Here is a 16161-nt window from a genome sequence, read left to right as displayed (position 1 = left end):
AGCCATGAAAGGCACAGCGCCGCACTCACTGGGGTTCGCACGAACTCAAAGGATCACGCATGTTTGAAAATCTGACAGATCGTCTCTCACAGACGCTGCGCCAAGTCACCGGCAAGGCCAAGCTGACCGAGGACAACATCAAGGACACTCTGCGTGAAGTGCGGATGGCGCTGCTCGAAGCCGACGTCGCCTTGCCAGTGGTCAAGGATTTCGTCAACCGCATCAAGGAACGCGCGGTCGGCACCGAGGTGTCCCGCAGCCTGACGCCGGGCCAGGCGTTCGTGAAGATCGTCCAGGCCGAGCTGGAAGAGATGATGGGGGCGGCCAACGAAGAGCTGAGCCTCAACGTCACGCCGCCGGCGGTCATTCTGATGGCGGGTCTGCAAGGTGCGGGTAAAACCACCACCGCAGGCAAACTGGCGAAATTCCTAAAGGAACGCAAAAAGAAAACCGTCATGGTGGTCTCGGCGGACGTTTACCGTCCTGCGGCGATCAAGCAGCTGGAAACCCTGGCCAACGACATCGGCGTGACGTTCTTCCCGTCCGACATCAGCCAGAAACCAGTGGCGATCGCCGAAGCGGCCATCAAAGAAGCCAAGCTGAAATTCATCGACGTCGTGATCCTCGACACCGCAGGCCGTCTGCACATCGACGCCGAGATGATGGGCGAGATCCAGGCGTTGCACGCAGCAGTGAAACCGGCCGAGACGCTGTTCGTGGTCGACGCCATGACCGGTCAGGACGCCGCCAACACCGCCAAGGCCTTTGGTGACGCGCTGCCGCTGACCGGCGTGATCCTGACCAAAGTCGACGGCGACGCCCGTGGCGGTGCCGCGCTGTCCGTTCGTGCCATCACCGGCAAGCCGATCAAATTCATCGGTATGGGCGAGAAGAGCGAGGCGCTGGAGCCGTTCCACCCTGACCGTATCGCTTCGCGCATCCTGGGCATGGGTGATGTACTCAGCCTGATCGAACAGGCCGAGCAGACCCTCGACAAGGAAAAGGCCGACAAACTGGCCAAGAAGCTGAAGAAAGGGAAGGGCTTCGACCTTGAGGACTTCCGCGATCAGCTGCAACAGATGAAGAACATGGGCGGCCTCGGCGGCCTCATGGACAAACTGCCCAGCATCGGTGGCATGAACCTGTCACAGATGGGCAACGCACAGAACGTGGCCGAGAAGCAGTTCAAGCAAATGGAAGCCATCATCAACTCCATGACCCCGGCCGAGCGCCGTGACCCTGAGCTGATCAGCGGTTCGCGCAAACGCCGCATTGCCATGGGTTCCGGCACCCAGGTGCAGGATATCGGGCGTCTGATCAAGCAGCACAAGCAGATGCAGAAGATGATGAAGAAATTCTCGACCAAAGGCGGCATGGCCAAAATGATGCGCGGCATGGGCGGCATGCTGCCCGGCGGCATGCCCAAGATGTGATTCACACCGCGCGGAGCACGGCTTCGCGCGTCCTTCTTTGGGAAAACCTTCCCACTGGCCTGCTTCGGCAGGCGCTTAATGGCCGTCGACGCAGACGGCTCCATGGCAGATCTTGATGGCCTTGCGGTTCGCGCCGGAAAAAGTCATTTGCAAAAGTCCGGATATTCCTTAGAATATGCGGCCTTTCGGGCACCCATGCCCGCTGTGCATCTTAGATTTGCAGCACCGACTACAGGAACTTTGTTCAATGCTAACAATCCGTCTTGCCCTTGGCGGCTCCAAAAAGCGCCCGTTCTACCACCTGACTGTGACCGACAGCCGTAACCCACGCGACGGTTCGCACAAGGAACAAATCGGTTTCTTCAACCCGGTTGCCCGTGGTCAGGAAATCCGTCTGTCCGTGAACCAAGAGCGTCTGAACTACTGGCTCAGCGTTGGTGCACAACCTTCTGAGCGTGTTGCTTCGCTGTTGAAGGAATCTGCTAAGGCTGCGGCCTGAGCAATATGAACGCGACGCCAGCTTCTGCCGACGATCTCATCGTCATCGGCAAGATTTATTCGGTACATGGCGTTCGCGGCGAAGTGAAGGTGTATTCCTTTACTGATCCGACTGAAAACCTGTTGCAGTACAAGACCTGGACGCTCAAGCGCGAAGGGAGTGTGAAGCAGGTTGAGCTGGTCAGCGGGCGCGGGAGCGACAAGTTCCTGGTCGCGAAGCTCAAGGGTCTCGATGATCGTGAAGAAGCTCGTCTTCTGGCCGGTTATGAGATCTGCGTGCAACGCAGCATGCTTCCTGATCTGACCGACGGCGAGTACTACTGGTACCAGCTCGTGGGTTTGAAGGTTATCGACCACCTTGGGCAACTGCTCGGGAAAATCGATCATCTTCTAGAAACCGGCTCGAACGATGTAATGGTGGTCAAGCCCTGCGCAGGCAGTCTGGATGATCGCGAACGCTTGTTGCCCTACACAGAGCAATGCGTGTTGGCCATCGATCTGGTTGCAGGCGAGATGAAGGTGGATTGGGACGCGGATTTCTAAGCAATGGCGAGCCTGCGCATAGAAGTCATCAGTTTGTTTCCCGAGATGTTTTCCGCCATCAGTGAATACGGCATTACCAGCCGTGCGGTGAAACAGGGGCTGTTGCAGCTGACCTGTTGGAATCCGCGGGACTACACCACGGATCGGCATCACACTGTGGACGATCGCCCGTTTGGCGGTGGCCCTGGCATGGTGATGAAGATCAAACCTCTGGAAGATGCACTGGTTCAGGCCAGGCAAGCAGCAGGGGATGCGGCGAAGGTGATTTACCTGTCGCCACAAGGCCGCAAGCTGGATCAGTCTGCGGTACGCGAGTTGGCACAGGAAGAAGCACTGATCCTGATTGCCGGTCGTTATGAAGGCATTGACGAGCGCTTTATTGAGGCTCATGTCGATGAAGAGTGGTCGATTGGAGACTATGTGTTGTCTGGCGGCGAGCTGCCGGCCATGGTCCTGATAGATGCGGTTACGCGACTGCTGCCTGGAGCTTTAGGGCATGTGGATTCCGCGGAGGAAGATTCCTTCACGGATGGTCTGCTGGATTGCCCGCACTACACCCGACCGGAGGTGTATGCGGATCAGCGTGTTCCCGACGTGTTGCTAAGTGGCAATCACGCACACATCCGGCGTTGGCGTTTACAGCAGTCCCTTGGGCGGACCTATGAACGACGCGCCGATCTTCTGGAAAGCCGCTCGCTTTCTGGAGAAGAGAAGAAGCTGCTGGCGGAATACCTCCGCGAGCGGGACGATAGTTAACGTATCGATGGTAAATCCGACTGATTTACCTTAGGAGCACAGCATGACTAACAAAATCATTCTTGCACTCGAAGCAGAGCAGATGACCAAAGAGATCCCTCCCTTTGCCCCGGGCGACACCATTGTCGTTCAGGTGAAAGTGAAGGAAGGCGACCGTTCGCGTCTGCAAGCGTTCGAAGGCGTTGTAATTGCCAAGCGTAACCGTGGTGTGAACAGTGCTTTCACTGTTCGCAAAATCTCCAACGGTGTTGGCGTTGAGCGTACTTTCCAGACCTACAGCCCGCAAATCGACAGCATGGCTGTGAAACGTCGCGGTGACGTTCGCAAGGCCAAACTGTACTACCTGCGTGACCTGTCCGGTAAAGCAGCTCGCATCAAGGAAAAACTGGTTTAATCCCAGTCTTCCGATGCAAAAAGAAGCAGCCTACGGGCTGCTTTTTTTATGCCTGATGAAAACATCCAGGCGGTAAGGGTCTTTCAAAGGCATGAGAGTTTTGTATCGCCTTGGGAGATGTGAAAGACTCCCTCCCGTTTTCCCTCGCTCAAGTCTGACCCCATGCCCGCCTTAGACCACCCCATGATCGACCGCTTCCTCGACGCCCTGTGGCTGGAGAAAGGGCTGTCCGACAACACTCGCGATTCCTATCGCAGCGACTTGGCGCTGTTCAATGGCTGGTTACAGGAGCGCGGCATCGACCTGATGAGCGTTGGACGTGGCGTGATCTTCGATCACTTGGCCTGGCGTGTGGACAATGGCTACAAGGCGCGTTCGTCCGCGCGTTTTCTCTCCGGCGTGCGTGGCTTTTATCGGTACTTGTTGCGAGAAAAGCTGATTGCCGTTGATCCCACTTTGCAGGTCGACATGCCACAGCTGGGCAAGCCGCTGCCCAAATCGTTGTCCGAGGCGGACGTCGAATCCTTGTTGGCCGCGCCGGATCTAAGCGAAGCCATCGGCCAGCGTGACCGGGCGATGCTCGAAGTGCTATACGCCTGCGGATTGCGCGTCACGGAACTGGTGAGCCTGACCCTCGAACAGGTCAACTTGCGTCAGGGGGTGTTGCGCATCATGGGCAAAGGCAGCAAAGAGCGTCTGGTGCCGATGGGGGAGGAGGCGATTGTCTGGGTCGAGCGCTACCTGCGCGACGGCCGACAGGAACTGCTCAATGGCCGCCCCAGCGACGTGCTGTTTCCCAGTCAACGCGGCGAACAAATGACCCGCCAGACGTTCTGGCACCGTATCAAGCTGCAGGCCAAAGTCGCGGGGATCGGCAAGTCGCTGTCGCCACACACATTGCGCCACGCCTTCGCCACGCATTTGCTCAACCATGGGGCTGATCTTCGCGTTGTGCAGATGCTGCTGGGGCACAGCGATTTGTCCACCACGCAGATCTACACCCACATCGCTCGCGCTCGCCTACAAGAGCTGCATGCAAAACACCACCCTCGCGGGTAACTTTGCGGTCGGAATTTACGACGAGTCTTACATCAGTCGGCGTCGGCCTTGCGGGCCTTATGTGATAGGCTTTGCCGGTTTCGCAGATTGGAGCCTGAAAACCTGCCCGGCATGCCCGCGGTTCCCGTTTTCAAACCCGCCCGTCTGCCCACCGCTCGAGGAGTTTTCATGCGCGTGACTCGTTTTATCGGTGCAGCCGCCGTAGCGCTCGCCAGTACGTTCAGCCTGTTCGCCCACGCCGATGACGCGTCCGACAAGGCCATCCGCAAGACTCTGGAATCGCTGAACCTGGAAATCCCGGTTGAGAGCATCTCCAGCAGCCCGCTCAACGGTCTGTACGAGGTCAACCTCAAAGGCGGTCGTGTACTCTACGCCAGCGCTGACGGTCAGTTTGTGATGCAGGGCAACCTCTACCAGATTCAGGGCGGCAAGCCGGTCAACCTGACCGAGAAGGTCGAGCGCCTGGCGATTTCCAAGACCATCAATGACATCCCGACCGGTGAGATGGTGGTTTACCCGGCCATTGGCGAGACCAAATCGCACATCACCGTGTTCACCGACACCACCTGCCCGTACTGCCACAAACTGCACGGCGAAGTGCCTGAGCTGAACAAGCGCGGCATCGAAGTGCGTTACGTGGCGTTCCCGCGTCAGGGCCTGGGCTCTCCAGGTGACGAACAACTGCAAGCCGTCTGGTGCTCCAAGGATCGCCGCGACGCCATGGACCGTATGGTCGATGGCAAAAACATCAAGGCGCCGAAATGCGATAACCCTGTGACTCGCCAATTCGAGATAGGTCAGGCGATCGGTGTGAACGGCACGCCGGCCATCGTGCTGGCCGACGGTCAGGTGATTCCGGGTTATCAGCCTGCGCCACAAGTGGCGAAACTGGCGCTGAGCGCCGTCAAGTAGTCCATTAAATCAGTTCAACAGCGAGCCGCACTGCCATGCGGCTGTTTCCACGGTCGGTTCAGCGCCGGTCGTTTTAGGGGAGTTCATAGTGAAACCGGTCAAAGTAGGCATCTGTGGGCTGGGTACTGTCGGTGGCGGTACCTTCAATGTGCTAAAGCGTAACGCCGAGGAGATTGCCCGCCGTGCCGGGCGTGGAATCGAAGTCGCGCAAATTGCCGTGCGTACGCCAAACCCCAATTGCCAGATTACCGGTACCCCGACCACGACCGACGTGTTCGACGTGGCCAGCAACCCTGAAATCGACATCGTCATCGAGTTGATTGGCGGCTACACCGTGGCCCGCGAGCTGGTGCTCAAGGCCATCGAGAACGGCAAGCACGTGGTCACTGCCAACAAGGCGCTGATTGCTGTTCACGGTAACGAAATCTTCGCCAAGGCTCGCGAAAAGGGCGTCATCGTGGCCTTCGAAGCCGCAGTCGCTGGCGGCATTCCGGTGATCAAGGCCATTCGTGAAGGCCTGGCCGCCAACCGCATCAACTGGGTCGCGGGCATCATCAATGGCACCGGCAACTTCATCCTGACCGAGATGCGTGAGAAGGGCCGTACCTTCCCGGACGTGCTGGCCGAAGCCCAAGCGCTGGGTTATGCCGAAGCCGACCCGACGTTCGACGTCGAAGGCATCGACGCCGCGCACAAGCTGACCATCCTGGCGTCTATCGCATTCGGTATCCCGCTGCAATTCGACAAGGCTTATACCGAAGGCATCACCAAGCTGACCACCGCTGACGTGAACTACGCCGAAGCCTTGGGCTACCGCATCAAGCACTTGGGCGTGGCTCGTAGCACCCCGGCCGGTATCGAACTGCGCGTACACCCGACCCTGATCCCGGCCGACCGCCTGATCGCCAACGTCAACGGCGTGATGAACGCGGTGATGGTCAACGGCGACGCAGCCGGTTCGACCCTGTTCTACGGCGCAGGCGCGGGCATGGAACCGACCGCTTCGTCCGTCGTTGCTGACTTGGTGGATGTGGTGCGTGCCCTGACCACCGACCCTGAAAACCGCGTGCCGCACTTGGCCTTCCAGCCAGATTCGTTGTCGGCTCACCCGATCCTGCCGATCGAGAAGTGTGAGAGCGCCTACTACCTGCGCATTCAGGCGAAGGACCATCCGGGTGTTCTGGCTCAGGTTGCCAGCATCCTGTCCGAGCGCGGCATCAACATCGAATCGATCATGCAGAAAGAAGCCGAAGAGCAAGATGGTCTGGTGCCGATGATTCTGCTGACCCATCGCGTGGTCGAGCAGCGCATCAACGATGCCATTCAGGCACTGGAAGCGCTGGAAGGCGTGGCGGGCCCGGTGGTTCGTATTCGCGTCGAACATCTCAACTGACAGCAGCGGCAAGCGATAAGCTACAAGCTGCAAGAAAAAGCAGAATCACTTCGCGGTGAGCTTCAGACCGCAAGCTGCAAGTCGACGCTGAACGGCTTCCACTTGTAGCTTGCAGCTCGAAGCTCGCCGCTCAAACCGAAGGTTTGTTTATGCGCTATATCAGTACTCGCGGCCAGGCGCCGGCCCTGAATTTTGAAGACGTGCTGCTCGCCGGTCTTGCCACCGATGGCGGTCTGTACGTTCCTGAAAACCTGCCACGTTTCACCCAGGAAGAAATCGCGTCCTGGGCAGGTCTGCCGTATCACGAGCTGGCGTTCCGGGTGATGCGCCCGTTCGTCACCGGCAGCATTCCAGACGCTGATTTCAAGAAGATCCTTGAAGAAACCTATGGCGTGTTCGCCCACAGTGCCGTTGCGCCTCTGCGTCAATTGAACAGCAACGAATGGGTGATGGAACTGTTCCACGGCCCGACCCTGGCGTTCAAGGATTTCGCCCTGCAACTGCTGGGTCGCCTGCTGGATTACGTGTTGGAAAAACGCGGCGAGCGCGTGGTGATCATCGGCGCGACTTCCGGTGACACCGGTTCTGCTGCCATCGAAGGCTGCCGTCGTTGCGACAACGTCGACATCTTCATCCTGCACCCGAACAAGCGTGTGTCGGACGTTCAGCGCCGCCAGATGACCACGATCTTCGGCGAGAACATCCATAACATCGCCATCGAAGGCAACTTCGATGACTGCCAGGAAATGGTCAAGAACAGCTTCGCCGACCAGAGCTTCCTGAAAGGTACGCGTCTTGTGGCCGTGAACTCGATCAACTGGGCGCGGATCATGGCCCAGATCGTCTATTACTTCCACGCGGCCCTGCAACTGGGCGGTCCTGCGCGTTCGGTCGCGTTCTCGGTGCCGACGGGTAACTTCGGCGACATTTTTGCCGGTTATCTGGCGCGCAACATGGGCCTGCCGATCAGCCAACTGATCGTGGCGACCAACCGCAACGACATCCTGCACCGCTTCATGAGCGGCAATCAGTACGTCAAGGAAACGCTGCACGCCACGCTGTCGCCGTCGATGGACATCATGGTGTCGTCGAACTTCGAACGTCTGCTGTTCGACATGCACGGTCGCAACGGTGCCGCGATTGCCGACCTGATGGCCAGCTTCAAGCAGGGTGGCGGTTTCAGCGTCGAAGAAGACCGCTGGACCGAAACCCGCAAGCTCTTCGATTCGCTGGCGGTCAGCGACGAACAGACCTGTGAAACCATCGCTGAAGTCTTCGCCAGCACCGGTGAAGTCCTTGACCCGCACACCGCGATTGGTGTGAAAGCGGCCCGCGATTGCCGTCGCAGCCTTGATACCCCGATGGTGATTCTGGGGACAGCGCACCCGGTCAAATTCCCGGAAGCCGTGCAAAAGGCCGGTGTAGGAAAAGCCCTTGAGTTGCCTGCACATTTGTCTGATTTGTTTGAGCGCGATGAACGCTGCACCGTGCTGCCGAATGACCTGAAAGCCATGCAGGCGTTCGTCAGCCAGCACGGCAATCGCGGCAAGCCGCTTTAACGGTATCGCCGTGTAACAACTAAGGCCCGCCTCTCGGCGGGCCTTCTTGTTCATGCGTGCCACACTTGCGCGGAATTTCTTATTTTCGTGAACAAACAAGTGGCGGTATAAAACATGAACATGGACAGACAAGGAGTGCCCGTCCAGAACCGAATCCTTCGATACTTGCTGTGCGCATTGATGCTACTGGTGTGTATCGTGAGCCGGGCAGGGCACGGAGCCGAAAAGCTTCCCTTCATTTTGGGCGAACCCTTCCTCAGCGTGCAGCCGATGCCGCTTGAGGCCGCCGAGCGTCAGTGGCTGGACCAGCGACACGTGCTGCGTGTCGGTATTCCCATTGACGACTACGAACCTGTCGACATCACCAGCGACGGCAACCGCTATCAAGGCATCAGTGCCGATTATCTGAGCCTGATCGCTGCCAAGCTGGGCGTCTCCATGCACGTTACGGGCTTCGCCAAGCGCGATCAGGCCGTCGAGGCGTTGAAGACAGGCAAAGTCGACCTGTTGACCAGCGCCAGTGGGTTCGAACGCGGGATGTCAGACCTCGCCGTCACCCGCAATTACCTGACGGACAGGGCTGTGGTGGTAGGGCGCCGGGGAGATTTCACATTGTCCACTGCCTTAAGTGGCAAGCGCATTATCGCGCTGGACTGCTACGCCGATCCCGACCAATTGCAGCGACTGTATCCTGACAGCGATATTGTGCTTGCACCGACGCTGTTCAGCGCTGTAGAGGCGTTGACTCAAGGTGATGCCGACGCATTCGTCGGCAATGAAATAGTCGTGAATGCCTTCAAGTCGCTACGTCCCTACCTGGGTTTGCAAACCAGATTCGAGAGTTTGTTGCCTTTGGCGGGCTTCGGGTTCGCGACACGGGTAGAGGATACGACGCTGTTGGCGCTGTTGAACCGTTCACTCAATGATCTGGATGAGACGGTGGACCGGAACATACAAAGTCGCTGGATACTTGACGAGGATGTCGAGGTCGAGCCTGGGCGGCGTATTCGACTCACTGCCGCCGAACGCCAGTGGGTTCGCAAACACTCGCAAGTCCGCATCGGTTCGACACAACATGCGCCCTATGTCTTTAAGGATGCCGACGGTCACTGGGTGGGGCTGAATATCGATATTCTTGACCGAATCTCGCGCATGACCGGCCTCAACTTCGTCCACCACGAGATGCCGAACCTCCATGCGGCACTGGAAGCGCTGTCGTCCGGGGCCGTTGACATGAATACCACTGTGGCGGAAACCGCGGAGCGCCGGGCGACGCTGTCGTTCAGTTACGCCTATGGCGGGAACAGTTGGGTGTACGTGACCCAAAAGGATAACGAGGGTCTCGTAAGCCTGGCCAACATGTCTGGAAAGGTACTGGCGATGCCTGCCCGTCACGCTCTTCTGGAATTCATTCGCGTCCGCTACCCAGACGTCCAACTGATGATCGTGCCCTCCTACGTGGAGGCCCGGCGGTTGGTGGAGAGCGGAGGGGCAACGGCGACCATTCAGAATGAAGCGGCGGCCTGGACCTCGTCGATGCGCGGGCTGAAGGTGGCTGGCAGTGTGGAGGACATATGGTCGCCGGACCGGTTTGCAGTCATCAATTCCGAACCTGAGCTTTTGAGCATTCTGAACAAGGCACTGGATGAATTCCCCGTGGCCGAGATGCGGGCGATTCGCACGAAATGGCTGGGGGGAATCATGGGTCAATCCACGCTGTGGGAGCGGACTCCCCATTGGGTGTTTTGGCTGCTGGCGGTGGTGTTATCAGGCGTATTGGTTTCGCTCTATTGGAAAATTCGGTTGACGGACCAGATACGGCAACGGCTGATCGCCGAAGTGCAGCTCAACGATCAACTGGCGTTCAAGCGTGCGTTGATGGACGGTATTCCTGAGCCGATGTATGTCCGGGATCTCCAGGGTCGTCTCGTGTTCTGCAACCGTAGCTATGAGGACAGTTTCGGTATTAGCTATGAACAGATGAATGGTCGGCGCCTGATCGATGTCGATCTGATCCCACGAGACGCTGCCGAGGCGATGCACGCGAGTTACATGAATCTTTTGACGACTCATCAACCGCTGCTGACCGAGCGCAGTTTCACGCTGTCCGGTCGCGCCGTTAAAGCGTCTCAGTGGGCGGTGCCGTTCTATGACGCAGGCGGACAGTTGCAGGGCTTGCTGGGGGGCTGGCTCGATATCAGCGAGGCCAAGCGTCTGACGCCGAGCGCGACGCGGTCGTCAAAAGACTGAATTCTGTCTGTCACATTGGGCAGGCATGCTCCAGTGACAAGGGGGGTGACGATCAACCCGCTCACGGTAAACCCTCGAAGCGGAAAAGAACTTTCCGCTTCTGCCGATGGTCATTGATAAGCACCTTTGCATTCAAACTGTTGAGTGGTGATCCAGATGGAAAATATCAGCTTGTTGTTAAGCGAAGCACTGGCACCTTATGAGGCCAGCCTGGGCGCTGCCGGTGTAAATGGCGAGCGTCTGGTGACGCTGAAAAATGCAGCCGGTGCGATCGTGATCGAACGCGTCTATTCCGCTGCCCAGTTGTGTGACAAGCGCCAGCTGACCGATGTGGTCGACGGGCTTCATCGTGATTTGATGGTCGCCGAGGGGCGTATCGAGCCTTGCGTCATCGCCGCGATGCGAAATGCGACACAGGTCAACAATTTTGCCGCCCGTCAGGGTTTTGTCTGAGGAACGGGGAACCTTATCCATTACGTAGGCTCCTATCCATTACGGCAGGCGCAGGCATTGTGCTCCGGTGTTTATGTTGCCTGCCGTACGGGTCCAAGATGGACCACGGTTGACCCCGAGTAGTCTCCCCGCTGCTCGGGGTTTCTTTTGCTTGGCGTTTTTCAGTTTTCCGCGTCGTCGAAAAACGTCTGCGCGTCCTGCAGGTATTGGCGCTTGTCGACCATCCATTCGGCGTAGAACGAGATCAGCTTGGTGGTCCGCAACGTGCGCATCTCGCGATTGATGATCTCGATGGCTTCGCGGCCCTTGTCGGTCTTCGAGCAGCCGATGTGCGCGAACTGGTACTTGGGCGCATCCTTGATCGGGAAAAACTCCAGCTCTTCCAGCGCAATGCCCTGCTGCTGGGCGTGATACCGCGCTTCGGGCCAGTAGCTGATGATGGCCTGGAAACGGTCCAGGCGTTCCATCTGCAACATGCTGCCCACCGCCGCGTTGCCGTAATGCAGAATCAGGCTGTCGGGTTGGGTGGTCGCCTTGAGTATCTTATCGATGGTCGGACCGTAGCTGCGCTCGGCCACAATACCGGTCTTGACCGTGTTGGCGTTCAGCAGCGCCGCCAGATCAAGATGCCCATCGGCATCGAGAAATGGCGCAAACATCGCGTGATTTCGCCGTTCGATCGTCACTCCGTTGCCCGGCGTGGCGTAGGTCGGGATCGAGAACAGAATGGTCTTCGCACGTTCTGCCGTCCACAACAGTGTCGGGTCACAGGCGAAGACGTCCGGGTCCCGGAGCATCTGCGTGCCCCGCGCACGGTTCACGTGCATGATCTGGTGGTTGTATTCCGGCATCTGCGCAATCAATTCAGGCATCAGCTTGTCGATGGCACCCTGGCCTGCTTGCGGGCCGGCGAAAATGGTCAGGGGAGGGAAATCCCGAAGCAGCCAAGTCAGCGTTTCCTTCGCGTCTGCGGTTCCGGGTGTCGCACTCAGTGCCGAAGCGATCAGCAGGGCGAAAACACCAGACTGGCGAATGTGTGCGTAACGATTGACCATCCGTCGAGGTAAATCCTGAAAATACTGACTGAGGTTTAAGCCGCGATCACCCCGATCCGACGGGTCTGATTTCGCAACGGCCCACGCTGTGAACTTCATGCTAGAGGGTCTCGCATCAACGTATCGGCGTTGTGGATCATTTGTTTAACACTCGTCACCCTGGGTTGAGTAAAGCAGCCTGACAAATGCGCGCACGCTGATTTTCATGTCGCCATGACGATCAATCATCGAGTCTGGTCGTTCAACGGGACGTGCATCGGTTAGACTTGGCGCCTTTCCCGTCCTTAGAAGCCCGTTCATGGCCCAGCCGTCCACGACCTACAAATTCGAACTGAACCTCACCGACCTCGACCGTGGGGTGTACGAAAACGTCAAACAGACCATCGCCCGCCACCCGTCGGAAACCGAAGAGCGCATGGCCGTGCGTCTGTTGGCCTACGCATTCTGGTACAGCGAACACCTGTCGTTCGGACGCGGTCTGTCGGACGTCGACGAACCTGCCTTGTGGGAAAAAAGCCTGGATGACCGCGTACTGCACTGGATCGAAGTCGGCCAACCCGATGCTGACCGGCTGACGTGGTGCTCCCGCCGTACCGAACGCACCAGCCTCTTGGCGTACGGCAGCCTGCGCGTGTGGGAGGGCAAGATCGTCCCGGCCGTCAAAACGTTGAAAAACGTCAACATCGCCGCCGTGCCTCAGGAAGTGCTGGAGACCCTGGCCAAGGACATGCCCCGCGTTATCAAGTGGGACGTGATGATCAGCGAAGGCACGATTTTCGTGACCGACGACCGTGGCCAGCACGAAGTGCAATTGCAGTGGCTGGCTGGCGAGCGCGGTTGACCGCCGACGTTTGCCCGGATCACTGAATCAGCTCCAACCGAACACATCAGCGGAACCCGCATGCGCATCGAATCACGACAGTTGCCCGACACCTTGCCTTTTCTGGGCGATCTGCCGCCTTTGTTGACCCGTCTGTATGCCTCGCGGGGCGTGCTGTCGCAGGACGAGCTGGACAAGGGCCTGGCGCGGCTGATTCCGTATCAGCAACTCAAAGGCATCGACGCGGCGGTGGATTTGCTGGTGACGGCGCTGCAACAGCGTCAGCGCATCCTGATCGTCGGTGACTTCGATGCCGACGGCGCTACGGCCAGCACGGTCGGGGTTTTGGGACTGCGGTTGCTGGGTGCGGCGCATGTCGATTATCTGGTCCCGAACCGCTTCGAATACGGCTATGGACTGACCCCGGAAATCGTCAAGGTCGCCCTTGAGCGTGAGCCTGAACTGTTGATGACCGTCGATAACGGCATCTCCAGCGTCGAGGGTGTTGCGGCTGCCAAGGCGGCGGGCCTGCAGGTCCTGGTGACCGATCACCACTTGCCGGGCCATGAGCTGCCGGTCGCTGACGCTATCGTCAACCCGAATCAGCCCGGCTGCACGTTCCCCAGCAAGGCACTGGCCGGTGTCGGCGTGATGTTCTACGTCTTGATGGCCCTGCGCGCGCGTTTGCGGGAAATCGGATGGTTCGAGGCCAACGGTCGCGCTCAGCCAAACCTCGGCGAGTTGTTGGACCTGGTCGCGCTTGGCAGTGTGGCCGACGTGGTGCCGCTGGATGCGAACAACCGGATTCTGGTGCATCAGGGCTTGATGCGGATTCGCGCCGGTCGCGCCCGTCCGGGGTTGCGCGCCATTCTGGAAGTCGCGCGCCGCGAACCTTCGCGCATCACCTCCACCGACCTCGGCTTCATCCTCGGCCCGCGTTTGAACGCGGCGGGGCGTCTGGACGATATGAGCCTGGGCATCGAGTGCCTGCTGTGCGAAGACGAGACGCTGGCGCGGGAGATGGCCGTGCAATTGGACGAGCTGAATCAGGACCGCAAGTCCATCGAACAGGGCATGCAACGGGAAGCGCTGGCCCAGCTCAATGATTTGCCTGTCGAGTCGATGCCGTTCGGGCTCTGCCTGTACGAAGCCGAATGGCACCAGGGCGTGATCGGGATTCTCGCGTCGCGCCTGAAAGAGCGTTATCACCGGCCCACTATCGCCTTTGCCAGCGCAGGGGAGGGCGTGCTGAAAGGCTCGGCGCGTTCGGTGCCGGGATTCCACATCAGGGATGCGCTGGACGCCGTTGCTGCGAAACACCCTGAGTTGATCAGCAAGTTTGGTGGCCACGCGATGGCAGCCGGTTTGTCGCTGCCTGCGGAAAATTTCCCGGCCTTCGCCGAAGCCTTCGATGCCGAAGTTCGTCGTCAACTGACTGAAGAAGACCTGACCGGCCGTCTGTTGTCCGATGGCACGTTGGCGGTTGAAGAGTTTCATCTGGAGCTGGCCCGCGCGCTGCGCAATGCCGGGCCTTGGGGCCAGCACTTCCCCGAGCCGTTGTTTCACGGGGTGTTCCAGCTGGTGGAGCAACGCGTCGTAGGCGAGCGGCATTTGAAGATGGTGCTCAAAACCGAATGCGGCACGGTGAAGCTCGACGGCATTGCGTTCAGCGTTGACCGCGACGTGTGGCCCAATCCCACGGTGCGGTGGGTCGAGCTGGCCTACAAGCTGGACCTCAACGAATTTCGGGGCAACGAGACCGTGCAGCTCATGGTGGCGCACATTTCACCGCGTTGATTTCACGCGAGACAGCAGGAACCACGGCTTCTCTCAGCTTGTCGACTAGGCTCTAGGTTCAGTACAAAGGAACCTTCCTCCGCGACTTCGAGAGATACTCATGAGCCTGCTGCTTGAATCCTTCACCCTTCGCGAACTCACCTTACGCAATCGCATCGTGGTCTCGCCGATGTGCCAATACTCCGCCCAGGACGGTCTGGCCAACGACTGGCACCTCGTGCACCTCGGCAGCCGCGCCGTGGGCGGTGCCGGACTGATCTTCACCGAAGCGGCCGCTGTCACCGAAGACGGCCGTATTACCCCGGAGGACCTCGGGCTGTGGAACGACGAGCAGATCGCGCCGTTGCAACGCATTACCCGATTCATCACCGCTCAGGGCGCCGTGGCCGGTATTCAACTGGCCCATGCCGGACGCAAGGCGAGCACCTGGCGTCCTTGGCTGGGCAAGCAGGGCAGCATTCCTGCTGATCAGGGTGGCTGGACACCGTGGGGGCCATCGAAAATCGCTTTCGACCCGAAACACACGCCGCCGACGCCGTTGGATACCACTCAAATCAAAGAGGTTGTCGAGGCCTTCGTCGCGGCTGCCAAGCGTGCGCTGACTGCCGGTTTCAGCGTAGTGGAAATTCACGCCGCCCACGGCTATCTGCTGCACCAGTTCCTGTCGCCGGTGAGCAACCAACGCCAGGATGAATATGGCGGCTCGTTCGAAAACCGCATTCGTCTGACGCTGGAAGTCACCCAAGCCGTGCGTAATGTCTGGCCGCAAGCGCTGCCATTGTTCGTGCGCGTGTCGGCGACCGATTGGGTGGAGGACGGCTGGAACCCGGATGAAACGGTCGAGCTGGCCAAGCGTTTGAAAACGCTGGGTGCGGACTTGGTGGACGTATCCTCGGGCGGTACCGCTGCCAATGCTGAAATCCCGGTGGGTCCGGGGTATCAGACGCAGTTTGCCGAGCGGGTCAAGAAAGAGTCCCAGATCGCCACGGGAACGGTGGGGATGATCACCGAGCCCGCTCAGGCCGAGCATATTCTGCGCACGGGTCAGGCGGACCTGATCCTGCTCGCCCGTGAGCTGTTGCGCGACCCGTACTGGCCATTGCATGCCGATGACGACCTGAACGGGCGTCAGGCGACCTGGCCTGCGCAGTATCAACGTGCAACGCATCGCGATCAGCCGATTCACGAGTCTGATTTGCGGGATTGATTGCCCGCTTACCCTCCGGTCTTGATGACCCG

The 16161-nt window shown here is 59.1% G+C and carries 15 protein-coding genes; 14 read left to right on the top strand and 1 reads right to left on the bottom strand.

Features of this window, described 5'->3' with window-relative positions; genetic code table 11:
- The first annotated feature begins 59 nt into the window (after positions 1–59).
- From ffh to AAEO81_RS25020, 11 genes are all read left to right on the top strand, one after another.
- Entirely contained in the window at positions 60–1433 is a 1374-nt protein-coding gene (ffh, locus tag AAEO81_RS25070; protein ID WP_341959659.1) for a signal recognition particle protein, read from the top strand.
- A 247-nt stretch (positions 1434–1680) separates the two neighbouring features.
- Positions 1681–1932 (top strand): 30S ribosomal protein S16, encoded by a 252-nt coding sequence (rpsP, locus tag AAEO81_RS25065; RefSeq protein WP_166593605.1) that lies wholly within the window; start codon positions 1681–1683, stop codon positions 1930–1932.
- 5 nt (positions 1933–1937) lie between these two features.
- Positions 1938–2474, top strand: coding sequence for a ribosome maturation factor RimM (rimM, locus tag AAEO81_RS25060; protein WP_166593604.1), 537 nt, complete (start codon positions 1938–1940; stop codon positions 2472–2474).
- Between the two features lie 3 nt (positions 2475–2477).
- Positions 2478–3230 (top strand): tRNA (guanosine(37)-N1)-methyltransferase TrmD, encoded by a 753-nt coding sequence (gene trmD, locus AAEO81_RS25055; RefSeq protein WP_341959658.1) that lies wholly within the window; start codon positions 2478–2480, stop codon positions 3228–3230.
- Between the two features lie 43 nt (positions 3231–3273).
- Positions 3274–3624 (top strand): 50S ribosomal protein L19, encoded by a 351-nt coding sequence (rplS, locus tag AAEO81_RS25050; protein WP_008018567.1) that lies wholly within the window; start codon positions 3274–3276, stop codon positions 3622–3624.
- 162 nt (positions 3625–3786) lie between these two features.
- Positions 3787–4683: a site-specific tyrosine recombinase XerD gene (gene xerD / locus AAEO81_RS25045; protein ID WP_341959657.1), complete on the top strand. Its 897-nt coding sequence runs from the start codon at positions 3787–3789 to the stop codon at positions 4681–4683.
- 168 nt (positions 4684–4851) lie between these two features.
- Positions 4852–5595 carry a bifunctional protein-disulfide isomerase/oxidoreductase DsbC gene (gene dsbC / locus AAEO81_RS25040; protein WP_341959656.1) on the top strand — a complete coding sequence of 248 codons (744 nt, stop codon included), beginning with the start codon at positions 4852–4854 and terminating at the stop codon, positions 5593–5595.
- An 88-nt stretch (positions 5596–5683) separates the two neighbouring features.
- Positions 5684–6988 carry a homoserine dehydrogenase gene (locus tag AAEO81_RS25035; RefSeq protein WP_341959655.1) on the top strand — a complete coding sequence of 435 codons (1305 nt, stop codon included), beginning with the start codon at positions 5684–5686 and terminating at the stop codon, positions 6986–6988.
- 149 nt (positions 6989–7137) lie between these two features.
- The gene (gene thrC / locus AAEO81_RS25030) at positions 7138–8547 is read left to right on the top strand and encodes a threonine synthase (RefSeq protein WP_341959654.1); all 1410 of its coding nucleotides are present in this window, start codon (positions 7138–7140) and stop codon (positions 8545–8547) included.
- 114 nt (positions 8548–8661) lie between these two features.
- The gene (locus AAEO81_RS25025; RefSeq protein ID WP_341959653.1) at positions 8662–10797 is read left to right on the top strand and encodes a transporter substrate-binding domain-containing protein; all 2136 of its coding nucleotides are present in this window, start codon (positions 8662–8664) and stop codon (positions 10795–10797) included.
- A gap of 156 nt (positions 10798–10953) precedes the next feature.
- Positions 10954–11250 carry a DUF3509 domain-containing protein gene (locus AAEO81_RS25020; protein WP_166593811.1) on the top strand — a complete coding sequence of 99 codons (297 nt, stop codon included), beginning with the start codon at positions 10954–10956 and terminating at the stop codon, positions 11248–11250.
- 161 nt (positions 11251–11411) lie between these two features.
- Here the strand turns inward: AAEO81_RS25020 and AAEO81_RS25015 are convergent, their stop codons facing one another.
- A complete protein-coding gene (locus AAEO81_RS25015; protein WP_341964614.1) occupies positions 11412–12257 on the bottom strand; it encodes a TIGR02285 family protein in 846 nt (281 codons plus the stop codon).
- Between the two features lie 346 nt (positions 12258–12603).
- On the opposite strand from AAEO81_RS25015, the gene AAEO81_RS25010 reads away from it, so the two are divergent.
- From AAEO81_RS25010 to AAEO81_RS25000, 3 genes are all read left to right on the top strand, one after another.
- Entirely contained in the window at positions 12604–13146 is a 543-nt protein-coding gene (locus tag AAEO81_RS25010) for a YaeQ family protein (protein WP_166593598.1), read from the top strand.
- 60 nt (positions 13147–13206) lie between these two features.
- A complete protein-coding gene (recJ, locus tag AAEO81_RS25005; RefSeq protein WP_341959652.1) occupies positions 13207–14922 on the top strand; it encodes a single-stranded-DNA-specific exonuclease RecJ in 1716 nt (571 codons plus the stop codon).
- A gap of 100 nt (positions 14923–15022) precedes the next feature.
- Positions 15023–16129, top strand: a complete 1107-nt coding sequence (locus AAEO81_RS25000) for an NADH:flavin oxidoreductase/NADH oxidase (protein ID WP_341959651.1) — start codon at positions 15023–15025, stop codon at positions 16127–16129.
- Positions 16130–16161 lie beyond the last annotated feature (32 nt).

Origin of the sequence: Pseudomonas sp. RC10, from assembly GCF_038397775.1 — a bacterium.
GTDB lineage: Bacteria > Pseudomonadota > Gammaproteobacteria > Pseudomonadales > Pseudomonadaceae > Aquipseudomonas > Aquipseudomonas bambusae.
Note: the sequence above shows the minus strand (reverse complement) of the source record. Positions and strands in the feature narration are given on the sequence as shown.

Excerpts from the sequence above, each read along its gene's own strand:
- recJ (WP_341959652.1), top strand. The coding sequence starts at position 13,207 with ATGCGCATCGAATCACGACAGTTGCCCGACACCTTGCCTTTTCTGGGC.
- ffh (WP_341959659.1), top strand. The coding sequence starts at position 60 with ATGTTTGAAAATCTGACAGATCGTCTCTCACAGACGCTGCGCCAAGTC.
- thrC (WP_341959654.1), top strand. The coding sequence starts at position 7,138 with ATGCGCTATATCAGTACTCGCGGCCAGGCGCCGGCCCTGAATTTTGAA.
- rpsP (WP_166593605.1), top strand. The coding sequence starts at position 1,681 with ATGCTAACAATCCGTCTTGCCCTTGGCGGCTCCAAAAAGCGCCCGTTC.
- AAEO81_RS25020 (WP_166593811.1), top strand. The coding sequence starts at position 10,954 with ATGGAAAATATCAGCTTGTTGTTAAGCGAAGCACTGGCACCTTATGAG.
- rimM (WP_166593604.1), top strand. The coding sequence starts at position 1,938 with ATGAACGCGACGCCAGCTTCTGCCGACGATCTCATCGTCATCGGCAAG.
- AAEO81_RS25010 (WP_166593598.1), top strand. The coding sequence starts at position 12,604 with ATGGCCCAGCCGTCCACGACCTACAAATTCGAACTGAACCTCACCGAC.
- AAEO81_RS25000 (WP_341959651.1), top strand. The coding sequence starts at position 15,023 with ATGAGCCTGCTGCTTGAATCCTTCACCCTTCGCGAACTCACCTTACGC.
- trmD (WP_341959658.1), top strand. The coding sequence starts at position 2,478 with ATGGCGAGCCTGCGCATAGAAGTCATCAGTTTGTTTCCCGAGATGTTT.
- rplS (WP_008018567.1), top strand. The coding sequence starts at position 3,274 with ATGACTAACAAAATCATTCTTGCACTCGAAGCAGAGCAGATGACCAAA.
- AAEO81_RS25025 (WP_341959653.1), top strand. The coding sequence starts at position 8,662 with ATGAACATGGACAGACAAGGAGTGCCCGTCCAGAACCGAATCCTTCGA.
- xerD (WP_341959657.1), top strand. The coding sequence starts at position 3,787 with ATGCCCGCCTTAGACCACCCCATGATCGACCGCTTCCTCGACGCCCTG.
- dsbC (WP_341959656.1), top strand. The coding sequence starts at position 4,852 with ATGCGCGTGACTCGTTTTATCGGTGCAGCCGCCGTAGCGCTCGCCAGT.